At 68.8% G+C, this 14,223-nt stretch carries 11 protein-coding genes and 1 pseudogene; 11 read left to right on the top strand and 1 reads right to left on the bottom strand.

The window, feature by feature from the left end:
* Positions 1-97: 97 nt before the first annotated feature.
* The 11 genes from ACZ4EG_RS46115 (at position 98) to ACZ4EG_RS46065 (ending at position 14,088) form a co-directional block, all read left to right on the top strand.
* Positions 98-355, top strand: coding sequence for a DUF397 domain-containing protein (locus tag ACZ4EG_RS46115; RefSeq protein ID WP_467794994.1), 258 nt, complete (start codon positions 98-100; stop codon positions 353-355).
* A 626-nt stretch (positions 356-981) separates the two neighbouring features.
* Entirely contained in the window at positions 982-1,314 is a 333-nt protein-coding gene (locus ACZ4EG_RS46110) for a hypothetical protein (RefSeq protein ID WP_467794993.1), read from the top strand.
* 56 nt (positions 1,315-1,370) lie between these two features.
* On the top strand, positions 1,371-1,682 hold the full coding sequence (locus tag ACZ4EG_RS46105; protein ID WP_467794992.1) for a pore-forming ESAT-6 family protein: 312 nt from the start codon (positions 1,371-1,373) through the stop codon (positions 1,680-1,682).
* A 64-nt stretch (positions 1,683-1,746) separates the two neighbouring features.
* Positions 1,747-2,145, top strand: a complete 399-nt coding sequence (locus ACZ4EG_RS46100) for a DUF6507 family protein (RefSeq protein WP_467794991.1) — start codon at positions 1,747-1,749, stop codon at positions 2,143-2,145.
* Positions 2,146-2,147: 2 nt separating this feature from the next.
* Complete coding sequence (locus ACZ4EG_RS46095) at positions 2,148-4,778, top strand: hypothetical protein (RefSeq protein WP_467794990.1); 2,631 nt, start codon at positions 2,148-2,150, stop codon at positions 4,776-4,778.
* The gene (locus ACZ4EG_RS46090; RefSeq protein WP_467794989.1) at positions 4,775-5,638 is read left to right on the top strand and encodes an immunity 49 family protein; all 864 of its coding nucleotides are present in this window, start codon (positions 4,775-4,777) and stop codon (positions 5,636-5,638) included. Before ACZ4EG_RS46095 ends, ACZ4EG_RS46090 begins: the two co-directional genes overlap by 4 nt.
* Positions 5,639-5,664: 26 nt before the next feature.
* On the top strand, positions 5,665-5,976 hold the full coding sequence (locus tag ACZ4EG_RS46085) for a hypothetical protein (protein ID WP_467794988.1): 312 nt from the start codon (positions 5,665-5,667) through the stop codon (positions 5,974-5,976).
* A gap of 13 nt (positions 5,977-5,989) precedes the next feature.
* The gene (locus ACZ4EG_RS46080) at positions 5,990-7,354 is read left to right on the top strand and encodes an EsaB/YukD family protein (protein ID WP_467794987.1); all 1,365 of its coding nucleotides are present in this window, start codon (positions 5,990-5,992) and stop codon (positions 7,352-7,354) included.
* Between the two features lie 13 nt (positions 7,355-7,367).
* A complete protein-coding gene (locus tag ACZ4EG_RS46075; RefSeq protein WP_467794995.1) occupies positions 7,368-8,627 on the top strand; it encodes a nucleotide-binding protein in 1,260 nt (419 codons plus the stop codon).
* A complete protein-coding gene (gene eccCa / locus ACZ4EG_RS46070; protein WP_467794986.1) occupies positions 8,624-12,631 on the top strand; it encodes a type VII secretion protein EccCa in 4,008 nt (1,335 codons plus the stop codon). The genes ACZ4EG_RS46075 and eccCa overlap by 4 nt, the downstream gene beginning before the upstream one ends.
* Complete coding sequence (locus tag ACZ4EG_RS46065) at positions 12,628-14,088, top strand: DUF6177 family protein (RefSeq protein ID WP_467794985.1); 1,461 nt, start codon at positions 12,628-12,630, stop codon at positions 14,086-14,088. Before eccCa ends, ACZ4EG_RS46065 begins: the two co-directional genes overlap by 4 nt.
* On the opposite strand, the pseudogene ACZ4EG_RS46060 reads toward ACZ4EG_RS46065, so the two are convergent.
* A pseudogene (locus tag ACZ4EG_RS46060) lies at positions 14,085-14,223 on the bottom strand (IS481 family transposase); the annotation flags it as partial. The gene ACZ4EG_RS46065 and the pseudogene ACZ4EG_RS46060 overlap by 4 nt on opposite strands.

Raw genomic sequence — 14,223 nt, 5'->3', positions numbered from 1 at the left:
GGCCCTGCCTTCATGCGCGTACACCGGGAAGATCACCCCGGCGGGAAACCTGTTCGACCTGCACGTTCCATGATCGGTTGAGATACGGCTTCTAACAGTGAGCACGCCCAGCATCGCCGCCCTGCACGACGGCACGACAGCTCGGCACGACGTCGAGCTCACGCACGCGAGGTGGCGGAAGAGCTCGTACAGTGGGGGCGCGAACGACTGCCTGGAAGTTGCGGAACTGGGCGAACACGCCGCAGTGCGCGACTCCAAGGACACGAGCCGTCGGCCGTTGCTGTTCTCGAAGGCTGCGATGCGCGCGCTCGTCAGCGGGATCACCCACGGGCCAGTCGATGAGCGCCGGGGCTGACAAGAGGGCGGGGCGCGGAGGAACCGTGATGGTCCTCCTGGTGGGCTCAGGAGTCTCTCGTCTCACGACGGGCGTGGCGCTATTGGAGGTTTCCATACGACTGGTGGGCGAGGAACTCCCCAGGCACACGCCACTCGCGGCCGACGGGGCGTCGGGGCCGTGCCTTGTCCAGCCCTGAGCGAGGACCCCGGAGCAGGACGTGACATCACTCGGTGTCTTCTGGGCTCGCCGAGGGGGCGTGCTGGTCTCCGGCTGGTGAGCAGAGCGGAGGTGGCGGTCCGTCACCCGTCGAAAAGCCGCTGCGGAGCTGAGCCGCTGCCCCAGACAGGGGGCCTGTGCTTCGAACTTCCTCAAGGCTCATTTCGGAGCGCTGTGCCCTTCGTGAACGTGCCAGTCCTCGACAAGTTCACCCATGGGCCCGCCGCCATCCCGGCCGGCCGGACCGCTCTGTCGAACGTCTCCGCCTCATGAACCAGATCACGCCAACTCGAACTCTTTCACGTTGCGCCTGCAACGCAGGATGCGAGAGGATGTTCGACGAACTGCGGGGTTCTGAGCGTCGCGAGATGAAACACCGGCGATTGAGCAGTCCCAGCGCAGGCACAACACGCTTACGGGGTGGGTGGATGAAGTTCGACATGGGGTCGACGACCCTGTCGCAGCTCGGGAAGAGCACTGTCGGCTCAAGCGACGACCTGGGCACGCTGATCAAGTTGCTGATCCAGGCGGCCCAGCCGTTGGAGGGGAAGTTCAACGGGGCCGGCAAGGCCGCGTTCGACACGTTCAAGGCGCATGCCGACGAGATCACGGCGGATCTGAACAGCTCGCTGGGCGCGATCCTTGGCGGTCAGTCCGGTATGGACACCGCGTTCGGCAGTGGTGACGCGGAGTTGGGTGACAACGCGCATCAGAACATGGGCGTCGCCAACTTCGACGCCGCCCGTTTCGGCGCGCGATAACCGACCTCGAAGATGAACTCACTGCTGTCGCTACCGTTTTCAAGGGGGATTCGATCATGGGTCAGAATCAGGACCGCCGCTCGTACGACACCGGTGCCTCCGCCGACGTACAGCTGAGCCTGGCGGGCGTCATCGGCCAGTTGGAAAGCGTCCTGAGTGACCGCGACCGTGCGGTGAAGGCCGCGATGGCCGACTTCACGGCGGACGGCGTGGCCGACGAGTATCACGGCAAGGAGGTCCGCTGGCACCGGGCAGCCAGCGAGGTCCGGGAGATCATCCGGCTGGTCCGCACGACGCTGGAGCAGAACGACGGGACCGCGCAGTCGACGCTGGCCAAGGCGCGGGCTGCCGTCGACAACATCGGCTGACACGACAGGACTTGGCGGGCCGACGACGCCCGCAGCAGGCGCGTACGGGGATGAGGGGATTGCCGTGACGGGGTGGGACATTCACCCGGCCGGGGTGTACAAGGTGCTGTCCGATTGTGGCACCGCTGCGAAGAGCATGTCGGACGCCGGCAGCGCGATGCAGGGCAACCTGGAGGAGGCCGCTTCCGCGGCCGGCACGCTGACCAGCCAGTACGGCCCGTACACCAGCACGGCCGGGCTGGTGGGTGCGGCGCTCAGCCAGTTCATGCAGCACTGGAGCCGGGACCTGGTGTACATCGCCAAGCGCGCCGGCAAGTCCCTGCACGGGGCGGACCAGGCCACCCGCTGCTACATGGCCGGTGACCTGGAGCAGGCCTCGAACGCGCAGCACGAGGCGGCCAGGGAACCGAAGGTGGACATGCCCGGCGTGGGTAGTACGGGCCACGGCGCGAAGGGCCAGTGACGGTGGGCGACGAGGCGAAGCTGATCGACCCGTCCGGCATACCGCACTTCATCGGTGACCTGGACACCCTGGACACCGATGTGATGCTGCTGACCGCGGACGCGGGCCAGTTCCGTGCGTCCGGCTCGGACGTGCACACCACCTTCCAGCACCTGTCCTCCTTCTACTCGGCTCCCGAGGCCGAGCAGTTGTTCAGCACCACAGGGCCGGTGCAGAAGAAGTCCGACGCCTTCGCCGACGACCTGGAGAAGGTCGCAGGCGCCCTGTCGGACTACAGCCTCGAAGTCCAGCCTCTGGTGAAGAAGCTGGACGCACTGAAGGCGGAGGCGACCGCCTTCGTGAACTCGGTGTCCGGGGACGACGACTGGCGCAAGGACCACGACAAGGTCGACCACAACAACGACCTGTGGCACGACGTCAACCACACGGTCGCCGCCTTCGAGGCCGCCGAGCGCAGGGCCTACAACAAGGTCATGGCCCTGATCGGCGGCACCCCGCTGACCGCCGACGACGGCTCCCACAGCTGCAACATGTACGGCTTCAAGGCCGCCGACCTCGACCAGGCGAAGAAAACTCCCTGGGGCGCACCGGCGGAGAAGGAGTACGAGGGCTGGGCCTGGCTGGCCCACCAGAGCAAACAGGTGTGGGACGGCTTCTGGTACGACGGCGTGGTGGCCACCGTCCATGGCCTGGGCACCCTGGTCGGCTGGGACGGCGCCGACGCCGCCGGCGAAGCATGGAAGAACCTGGCCAAACTCGGCACCGGCGCGGGCATGACCCTCCTGACCCTGGGCACCTGGGGGTGGGTGCCCGATAAGGACCTCCCGTCCTGGCTGCGTGACTCCCGCCACGTCCTCAACCAGACCGGCAAAGGCCTGGTCGCCTGGGACCAGTGGAAGACCAACCCGGGCAGGGCCGCAGGTGCCGTCGGCTTCAACCTGCTGACCCTCGTGGGCACCGAGGGAGCCGGCGCCGCAGCCTCAGGCGCAGGCAAGACCGGCGCGGTGGTCCGCACCGTGTCGACCGTGGGCAAGGTCGGCCGGGCCATCGACCCCATGACGTACATCGGCAAAGCAGGAAAGTTCGCCTCCCTCAAGGTCGGTGACGCCTTCACCACCCTCAAAAACCTGCACACCGGCGCGACAGCCGACCTACTCAAACAAGCCGACGCCCTCCGCTCCCCCAAGATCCCGGCCAACGCTATCCCCTACCTCGACAACGCCACGGGAAAGATCGTCTACCTCACGGACGAGGGGCACGTCCTCAACGCGGACGGCAGCCTGCGACAGCACGTCGACGAGGCAGCCCACGAATCCAGCACCGCCGACCGCACCCGGCTCGCCACGCCATCACCCCACGGTGAACCTCCCCTACGACAGCCGGAACCCGTCGGAGGACGCCCGGTGATGTCCTCGGCTGCCGACACAGCGCAACGAGGACGATCCGTCATGGCCCGCGCAACAACCGGCGCCGGGGACACCGCCGTCCATATCGCGGACGACCTTCCGTCCCGAACCGGTCACGGGGCACCCGCCGGGCACAGCAGCGGGGAGATCCACCAACACAGCGGTGCAGAGGGCTCCGGCAACGGTGGCAGCGGCGGAAACCTTGGCCACGACGGCTTGGGCCGCAGCGGCGACGACGCAACGGGCGACGGCACCGATGCCACAGCCGCCGGGTCGGACGGCGACATCCCCGGTCAGCAGGCGGTGGCCCAGCGTCCTGCTTTCATGCAGGACGGACCCAACCCGTACGGACCGCGCGGCTCCCTCTCCCTGGAACAAATACAAGAGATCCAGGTATATCGCGCCAATCACGAGCCTGGATATTACGATCACTTCTACAAGAAAGACCTTGGCTGGCGGAAGGACCTGGACCTACACGACGAGAGTGGATATGCCCCACCCCAGCTGACCAAGTTGTCCGACGATGGACCGTGGGTCAATGCCAAGGAGGCTCCTGCGGCACCCGAACCGCACTATCTCGACCACGACTACATCTCCGTGGGAGAGGACACCGTAAAGAGCCAGTCGCGGTTGAAGATCCTTAATGACGCCGCACACAGACGCCACCTGGCCGTGCACTGGGATAACCTCGTCAAGAGGTGGAAGACACATGCCGGCGAAGTGCACCACGCCCACGGCACCTCCGACACGGCGGCGGATTGGGCAGAGGCCCGCGGAACATACAAGGAATCACACACCGCCATGGGCGATGCGACCGAGCAGTTCGGCGAGGCAGCAGCCCGACATCACTACATCGCCGAAAGATACGGCGATTTCGAAGAACAGCCACTACTGGGTCCGAAAAACGGAAACGATCAGTTCGATCAGGTATGGAAGCACGAAGATGGCCGAATAGTCGTTGTCGAGGCCAAGAGCAGCCCTGGCACAGAACTCGGCAGCCGTAAACTTTCCGACGGACGGCAGGCTTCCCAGGGAAGCAGGGAATACTTCTTCGACATCATTGAGGCCATGAAAAAGCGCGGCGAGTTCGACCTGGTCGAAGACCTGGAGAACGCTCTCGCAGACAAGAAGCTAGAATATGTCGTAGTCAAGGGTCAGAAGAACGCGGGAACATACACTGGCTACCTGTATCGCAGGTTCGACATCAGCAAGGGGACGCTTCCGTGACCGTACACATCGCCCGGCATGCGCTACCGGGTGGCCCTGAGGCCGAACGGTTCGCGGAGCGGCTCAGCGGGCACTTGGTCAAGGGCATCGATCGCCTTGAAGAATCGTCTGCGGTCATCGACTCCAGGTTCAACACTGCTGTCATGTCGTTGCGTGCGCGCTGTGTCATCGATCCGAGGGCCTCGAAAGTCGAGACGTGGGAGGCCACGGTCGACGCGGTACAACTGGGCTCGGCACTGTTCTCGGTGACGAGTACGAGCGAAGGAACCATCGAGTGCCGCATCCACCACAAGCTGCGCAGTCTCGCTGCGACCGGCCCGCTCTCAACTGCCAGTGCAGGGACTTGGCTCACCGCGTTCTGGTTGGCCGTCATCTGCCGTGACCAACAACGGATGACGCAGCTCTGCGAAGTCCCCCTGGAACGGCTACGTGCCCCGGAGGGGCAGTACGACGAGTACATCTACTACTGGGTGGATACCCTGCAGACGTACTGGCTACGGCGGCCGGGGCTCGCAGAGAAGCTGACCGCGACGTTCGAGATGTCGAACCCCTCTGTGGCCCGGATCGCTCCGCGTGACCTGCTCGACGGCCAGCTCTACCCGCCGATCAACCTCTTCTATCACTTCGTGCGCAGGGACGAAGAAGGGTTCAGCCCGGCTCTAGTCGAGGCGCTGAAGCTCCACAAGACGTACTGGACGCTGACCGAGGAACGGGAAAAGGACGTCGACGGCAGCATCGCGCTCGGCCCTCTGGCCATAGCCTGCCTCGCCTACGACGGCGGGTTCCCCATCCAGGTCGAGTCCGAGTATTTGCCCAAGCACCTCCTCCAGCGCAGCTGGCTCGGTGAGTTCCCCACCTGACGTAGCAGAGAACCGGAAATCAAGACGTGTCAGCCCAGGATTACGACAGTCAACTCCTTGAGTCGGTGGCCGTGCGGCGTCGGCGCTTGCGCGACGCCTTGTTGTTCGGGGCGCAGCGGCAGCGGCGCACCGTAGACGAACGGCTCAGAAAGGCGTTCGCAGGTGTGGTGATCGCCGCTGTGGGATGTGCCGGGTGTGTGGGGTGGTCGTTCATCGAGCACCGGGTGATCGGGAAGGCTCCTTACGGGACGTCATTGCCTGCCCCGGCCGTACCCTCTTCCACGCCCGCCTCCGGTGAAGTCACCGGAGCACCACAGTCTGCGAATTCGGCCCGATGATAGGTTCGAACGCGTGATATCCCGGGGGACTGTGAGCCGTACAGCACTGAGTCGAGTCACATTGGTCGGTGCGCAGCGGCGGGTGGACCTGGTGCTGCCGTCCCGGGAGCCGGTCGGGCTGTTGTTGCCCGAGGTGATGCGGCTTCTCGATGACCGGGTGGGCGAGCGTCCCCAGGTCCGGCACCTGGTGACGGCTGCCGGCAGTGCCCTGGAGCCGGACGACACGTTGGAGTCGGCGGGAGTGCCCGACGGTGCTGTGCTGCGGCTCGTGAGGGTCGAGGACGCGCCGTCCGCGCCGGTGGTTCATGACGTAAGTGACGAGGCGGCCGGCGATCTGGATGTGCGTGCCTGGCGGTGGGACGCTCAGGCGCGGCGGATCGTGGCAGCGGGCGCGGGCGTGGTGTGGGCACTCGCTGCCGGTTTCGTTGCCCGGCAGGGTTTCGAGGCCCGGGCCGCCGCATGGGGACTCCTTGTGAGTGCCGTGGTGGCCGCGACGGGCGGTGCGTTGCTGGGCCGGGCCGGGCGCAAGGGGCCTGCCAGTGCTCTGGTCGGTGTGAGTGCCGTTGTGGGCGCCCACGGCGCTTGGGCGTTGGCCGACGCTCAGGCATGGTCGGGGGCCGTACGGTTGGCCGCGGTGCTCTCCGTCGTAGTGGTGGCGTTGTTGCTGCTCGGCTGGTTCTCGCCATTCGGGCGTGGTGCCTTGGTCGGCGCAGGGGCGCTGGCCGGTGCCGGCGCGTGCTGGGAGGTCGCTCTTTCCTTCCAGGGCGGCGCGGCGAGTGCGGGCGGGTCGGCTCGCACCGGGGCTTTGCTTGCTGTGGTGTCCGTGGTGGCGCTCGGGGTGCTGCCGCGGTTGGCGCTCGCCGCATCCGGGCTGTCCAAGTTGGACGACCGTCGCTCTGCGGGGGCGTCAGTCAGTCGTTATCAGGTGGCTGCCGCGCTGGCCGCAACGCACCGAGGACTGGCGTTGGCGGCGGTCGTCGCCGCGGTTTCCGGTGCCGTCGCCGGGGTGCTGGCAGTGCGTACCGTCACCGTATGGACAGTTGTGCTGGCCGTCACCGTCGCGTTCGTCCTCGCGCTGCGGGCGCGTGCCTACCCGCTGGTCGCGGAGGTCGTCGCGCTGCTCGCGGCGTCCATGGTGGTGGCGTTGCGGCTGGCCTGGTTGTGGTTGGCGCGCTCCGGAGCCGCGGTTCCGCTCGCCGTTCTCGGCGTACTGGTCCTGCTGTCCTTGGGTGTGCTGGCCGTGCAGCCTGCCGAGCATGTACGGGTACGGCTGCGCAAGGCCGGTGATCTGCTGGAGTCTGCCGGTGTGATTGCTTTGTTCCCGCTGCTGCTCGGGGTGTTCGGCGTGTACGGGCGGCTGCTCGGCACCTTCGCCTGAGGAGGTGGCGGTGATGACGACTTCCGGCCGCTGGCAGGACGATGTGCTGCGCGAGCTGGGCCGCGCCTCTGCCGAGGGCGTCAGCGAGCAGGGTTCCTCCGACGACGCTCGGCCTCCGTTGCCCGTACGCGACCCGGACGAGGAGCGCCGACGTCCGGGGCAGTCCAGCACCGCCTCCCACACGGGGCACGCCACCGAGCCGGACCTGCGCACGGATGGCCAGTCGCCGCTCCCGCTCACGCCGCCTCAGGGCCCACCACGCCCTGCAACGGAAGCCCAACTTGCCCGTGCCGAACCTTCTCCGAACACTTCCCCTGCCCCACGGCCGCCCCGCCAGGCCCGGCTGCCCATAGCTACGCCCGAGCCCGTGCCGACGCTCGATCCGCGGCTCGCCATAGCGCTGGGTTCGCCCCCGCGTGGCGATTCACTGGTCCGGCGTTCGGGCCGGTCGCTGCGCAAGCTGACCTCGTCGGCGGCGCAGGATGTCGCCGAGGAGAGCCGACTGGGCGGCCTGCTGCAGCAGCCGGTGACCACGGGCCGGATGATCGCGGTGACGTCGATCCGCGGTGGTGTCGGCAAGACCACGACCGCCGCGCTGCTGTCGCGGGCGTTCAGCCACTACCGGCACGACCCCGTGCTCGCCCTGGAGGCGGACGCCGCCCTCGGGACACTGCCGGTGCGGATGGGCGCGCAGTCCGTACGCTGGTCGTGCGGTGAGCTCGCCCGGATCCTCACTCCGTCGATGCAACTAACCGATGTAACCGGGTACTTGGTGCCAGTGGCGAACGGCGGCTGGTTGCTGCCCGCCAGTCAGGGGCGGGTGGGCGCCCCGCTGGACATCACCACCTACCGCACCGTCACGCTCGCGCTGCGCCGCTACTTCGCCGTCACGGTCGTGGACTGCGAAACGCTGCCCGGCGAGGTGGCCCGTACCGCGATGGACACCGCGCACGCACGGGTGGTCGTCGCCCCGCTCACCGCGGAAGGCGTGGGCGGTACCCGGATCGTCCTGGACTGGCTCGGCGGGCTGCCGCACGCGGCCCTCGCCTCGACCGTCGTGGCCCTCACCTCGAACACGCCCGACGCGCACCTCGACCTGAAGTCCGCCACAGCTCATTTGCGGGAAACCGGAGTCACCCTCGTGCATCTGCCCTACGACCGGCACCTGGCCGGTGGCGGACCGATCATGACCGACCGGCTCGGCGAGGCCACCCGTCGCGCGGCTACCCAGCTCGCCGCGGAGGCACTCCAGCGGGCGGTGCGCGTCCGTTGACACAGCACCAGGTCCACCGCCCGGCCCGCGCGACCCGCCCTCTGCTCGCGCCCGCGGCCCGGACGATCGAGCCCCCGCCGAACCTGCCCGAAGGCAAGATGGGCAGCCCGGCGACCGCTCTGCTGCCGATGGCCGGCGTCATGAGCTCGGTTGTGATGATGACGGTGATCCGCTCCAGCCAGTTCGCGGGGCTCGGCGCCGTCGTACTGGTCATCGCGCTGCTCGGCGCGGCCGCCCTGTTCCTGTCGCAGCGCGGCAAGGCCCAGCGGCAGCGGCGCGTCCAGCGCGAGCGGTACCTGGAGTACCTGGAGGAACTGCGCGCCGAGTTGAGCGCGGTCGAGCGCGAGCGCCGCCGTGTGGCCCGGATTCTCCACCCCGCGTCCACGGCCCTGTACGACGTTCTGCGCGACCCGGCCCGGCTGTGGGAGCGGCGCCGTACGGATCCGGACTTCCTCGCCGTGCGGGTCGGTGTCGGTGACGTGCCGGTGCAGGAACTGACCATCGGCCAGAACGCGGCCGGAGGCGTGCTCACCCCGCCCGACCCGTTCATGCTGAACGAGGCACGCGCCCTGCAGGCCCGCTACACCACCGTGTCGGACCATCCGCTGACCGTGCCGCTGGACCGGGCCGGCAACGTCAGCATCGTCGGCGACCGCGCCGGGGTGCTGCGTGTCGCCCGGTCCCTGCTCGTGCAGGCTGCCGTGACCCACGCCCCGGACGACGTGGCCGTCGCGCTCGCCGTGCCCGGGGACCGGATCGAGGAGTGGGAGTGGGCGAAATGGCTCCCGCACGTCCTTGACCCACAGAATCATGACGGCGCCGTCGCCGCGCGGCGCATAGCCCCCGACCTGGTTCAGCTGGCGCAGGTGATCGGCACGGACCTGGGACGGCGCGCCTCGTACGCGGCCGAGGTGCGCCGGGGGCTGTCGGACAGGAAGGCGCTTGCGCTGACCGATCGGCTCCTCGTGCTCAGCGACGAGTACGGCGAGAACGCCGTCGACCTTCCGCGCCCGGACGCCGCCGTCGCCCTGGACGACATGGGCGTCACGGTCCTGCATCTGCTCGCCGAACAGGTCCACGAGCCCGATCACGTCTCCGTGCGCATCACCGTCGACGGCGACCAGCTCACCATGGAAGACCTGCGCGGAGAGCAGGTCGTAGCGACGCACGGAACAGCCGACCACACCAGCCCCGCTGAAGCCGAAGGCCTCGCACGGACACTTGCACCCCTCCGGTTGTCCGCGGAGTCCGCCGCCGAGGGCACGCCTGTCTCCGGTCCCGTCGACTTCCCGCAACTCCTCGGCATCGACGACATGGCCGCCCTCGACGTGGCCCGGCAGTGGGCACCACGCGGCGAGCGGGACTTCCTCCGTGTACCGATCGGCCTGGACGACCGGCACCAGCCGGTGCTGCTCGACCTGAAGGAGTCCTCCGAACTCGGCATGGGCCCGCACGGGCTGTGCGTCGGCGCGACCGGCTCCGGCAAGAGCGAACTGCTGCGCACCCTCGTGCTCGCGCTGGTGACGACGCACGCGCCGGAGGATCTGGCGATGGTTCTGGTCGACTACAAGGGCGGCGCCACCTTCGCCCCGTTCGCCGGCCTGCCGCACGTCGCAGGCGTCATCACCAACCTGGAGAACCAGGCCGGACTGGTCGAGCGCGTCCACACCTCCCTCGCCGGTGAGATCAAGCGCCGCCAGCAGGTCCTCAAGGACGCGGGCAACGTCGCCGACATCGGCCGCTACCGCGCGCTGCGCGCCACGGCCCGCCCGGACCTCGAACCGCTGCCGCATCTCTTCGTCGTCATCGACGAGTTCGGTGAACTCCTCACCGCGAAACCGGACTTCATCGACCTGTTCCTGTCCATCGGCCGCATCGGCCGCTCCATCGGTGTCCATCTGCTGCTGTCCAGCCAGCGCATCGAAGGCGGCAAGCTCAAAGGACTGGAGACATACCTGTCGTACCGGCTCGGGCTGCGCACGTTCTCGGCGGACGAGTCGCGCACGGTCCTGGAGACCACCGACGCCTTCCACTTGCCGCCCCTGCCCGGCTTCGGCTACCTGAAGGTCGACACCTCCACCTACACCCGCTTCAAGGCGGGCTTCGTCTCCGGCGCGTACCGCGGACCCGTCGTACACGACAGCGGATCCGACGCCGAGCCGCTCGCCTGGCCGTACCCGGCGTTCCACACCCCCGCCACCGCGCAGGCCTCCCCGCCGGGCGAGGACACCCCGATGCCGCGTGAGCGCGAGACGGGGCCGACGGTCCTTGGCGTCGCGGTCGGCCGGCTCACCGGCGCCGCAGAACCAGTGCGCCGGATCTGGCTGCCACCGCTGCCCGAAGCCCTCACCCTCGACACGGCCGCCGGCCCGGTACAGGCATCCGCCGACGGCCTCCGGCTCACCCGCGCCGACGGCCCGCTGCGGGTGCCACTGGGAGTCCTCGACGATCCGGCCAGGCAGTGGCAGGGCCCATGGGTGCACGACCTGAACACCGCGGGCGGCCACACCGCCGTCATCGGCGGCCCGGCCTCCGGCAAGACCACCCTGCTGCGCACCCTCTCGCTCTCCCTCGCCCTCACCCACACACCGCGCGACGTCGCCGTCTACGGCCTCGACCTGGCCGGCGGCGGACTGAACACCCTCGCGCAACTGCCGCACGTCGGCGGCATCGCGACCCGCGCCGACCATGAGCGCGCCGCCCGCACCGTCGCCGAGGTGCGCGCCATGCTCACCGAGCGCGAGGAGATCTTCCGCGAGCGGGGCATCGACTCCATCGACCAGCTGCGAGCCTTGCGCGCCAAGGGCGAGCTGCCCCGGCTCGGCTCCACCGACATCGTCCTGCTCATCGACGGATTCGGCGCGCTGCGCGACGAGTTCGCCCACCTCGACGACGACGTGAGCGACCTCCTCAAACGCGGCAGCGGCTACGGAATCCACGTCGTGGCGGGCATGCTCCGCTGGAACGACGTACGCATCGCCACCCAGTCCCTGTTCGGCAGCCGCATCGAACTGCGCCTGAACGACCCCGCCGACTCTGCCGTCGACCGCAAGCTCTCCGCGACCCTGACGGCGGACACACCGGGCCGGGTCCTGACCGACGGCAAACTGTTTGCCCAGACAGCCCTCCCCCGCATCGACGCACACGCCACCGCGGACGGCCTCGGCCCAGCCCTGGAGCAGGCGGCAGCCGCCCTGCGCGCCACCTGGCACGGCGAACTCGCTGCACCCGTTCGCGTGCTGCCGACCAGGCTGCCAGCCGGGCGCCTGCCCTCCACCGCGGCACAGCCGCACGCGATCCCGATCGGTGTCGGCCAAGAGAACCTTTCCACGACCGTCCTCGACCTGTTCGGCGCCGACCAGCACCTGCTCGTCCTGGGCGACAACGAGTGCGGCAAGAGCAACCTGCTCAAACTGATCTCCCGCTCTCTCATCGACCGCTACGACAAGGACCAGCTCGTGTTCGGCGTCTTCGACCCGCGGCGCGGCCTACGCGGCGTCATCCCCGAGCCCTACCGCGGCGGCTACGCCCACAACACCGCCCTCGCCCACGCACTCGCCACCGGCATCGCCGGCGAACTGGCCAAACGCCTGCCGGAGACCCCCGACCCCGACGCCCTCACCGACGAGCCGACCTTCACCGGCCCACGGATCGTGATCCTCATCGACGACTACGACATCCTCACCGCAGCCGGGCAACAGCCGCTCACCCCGTTTCTGCCGTACATCTCCTCGGCCCGGGACATCGGCCTCCACTTCGTCGTCACACGCCGAGTCGCCGGGTCCTCCCGGGCCCTGTACGAACCGTTCCTGACAGCACTGCGCGAAACGGGGACCACGGCACTGGTCATGACGGGCGACCGCACCGAAGGCCAGCTCTTCCCCGGCCTGTACGCCTCCGCCCAGCCGCCCGGCCGCGGCACCCTGGTCCGCCGCGGCCAACGCCACCAGCTGATCCAGACCGCCCTCGCCGACGAGGCTGAGCCCACGGAGTCGCCGGCATGACCAAGGACGTCATCGCGCTCACCGAGAAGATGCCCGACGCCGCCACGCTGCTCGCCGCCCTGTACGCCGGCGGCCCCGACCTGAACTTGACCACCACCGACGACGGCGCGGTCACCCACCTGTGCGCACCGGCCGGCCGCCCCCTGGTCTCCGTCGAATCCCCGCTCCTCGTCCACGTACCGGGCGAGGCCGAACGCCTCCTTGGCCCCCACATCACCCCGCCACAGCCGCCGTACTGGTGGACGGAGACACGCGCCTCCACCGCCATCCCCATGGCAGAACCGCTCGCCGAATCGGTCTGCGCACGCCTGACGATGCTGCTCGGCGGAACAACCTGGCCACGCGAGGCGGCCGACACGGCGGTCGTACAGACTCCCCAGGACAGCGACGACGTCACCACCGACCGGTTGCCGGACGGCGCCCTGCCCATCGTCGACGTCCTCACCGAGTCCACCGCGGTGGTCATCGCCGACCGCCCAGTTCTGCCCCTCACCACCTGGCTGTCCGACGTCCTGCGCACAACGGCAGCCTCCGGCCGAGCCCTGCACATCGTCACGCCGCCCCACGTCCGCCTCACCCTGCCCCTGCGCACGGCCCTCGTCGGCGCACCGAACCGCTGGGTCGTCAAGAATCCGGAAGGCGGCTACTACGACGGCCTGTCCGGCGCCGAACTCGCTTGGCAGAACGGCACCTTCGCCCCGACAGCCACGCCGGCGAAGGTCGCGGACGCCTTCACGCGAGGCGCGCACCACACCGAAGAACGCCGACTCACCCTCGCACTGCGCACCGTCCGGTCCCCCGACGCCGACCTCGTGCTCGGCACCGCCCTGGAAACAGCCTGGCGCCACCTGACCGGCGCCGCGCCCGCCGGATGGGGCACCGCCGAACCGATCAGCCTCCCCTGGTCAGCACGCCAACTGACCGACCTGGCCCGCAACCGGTCCCCCGAACCCACCCACGCCCTCGTCATCGGCACCCCCGACCAACCGGCCGTCGCGATCCACCGCACAACACGCACCACGGCCGGGATCGCCGAGGATGTCACCCTCACTGTCGGATACCCGACAGCCGAGCACGTCCCTCTCGACGCCATCGAGCCGCTAGCTGCCGAACTCATCGACACCCAGGGCCTGACCACCATGCTCACCACGCTGACAGCAGCCGGCCCAGACCTGGCGCTGGCCCCCCACCTCACCGCCCCACCGATCCCCATCACCTTCACCCTCGGCACCAGAGACACTCAAGCCCTAGGACTCACCCACGCCCGCCGCCCCCCGCTCCCCGTGAAACCCGTACAGCTCGGCACAGCCACAGACCCGGCCCTGCACTATCCCCTCGGCGACGGAACCGATGCCGCCACCTGGACAGCACTCCAGACCCTCACCGCACACCTCAAGGCCGGCACACCAGAAACGGATCAAAGCGGGGTGCCAGGTTGGGGTGCCCAGCGGCGCTAGGTGTATTGACCCGCAGCGTTGTTGACACGGCTGATCGGTTGGTGGCCGCCGAGTGCGGTGTGGCAGCGGTGGTGGTTGTAGGTGTGCAGGAAGTCTGCCAGGGCGTCGGTCCGTTCCTGGTTGCCGGCGTAGGGC

It is taken from the genome of Streptomyces sp. NPDC025638 (assembly GCF_055558775.1).
The sequence above is the reverse complement of the archived record's forward strand: the minus strand, read 5'-3'. Positions and strand labels throughout refer to the sequence as shown.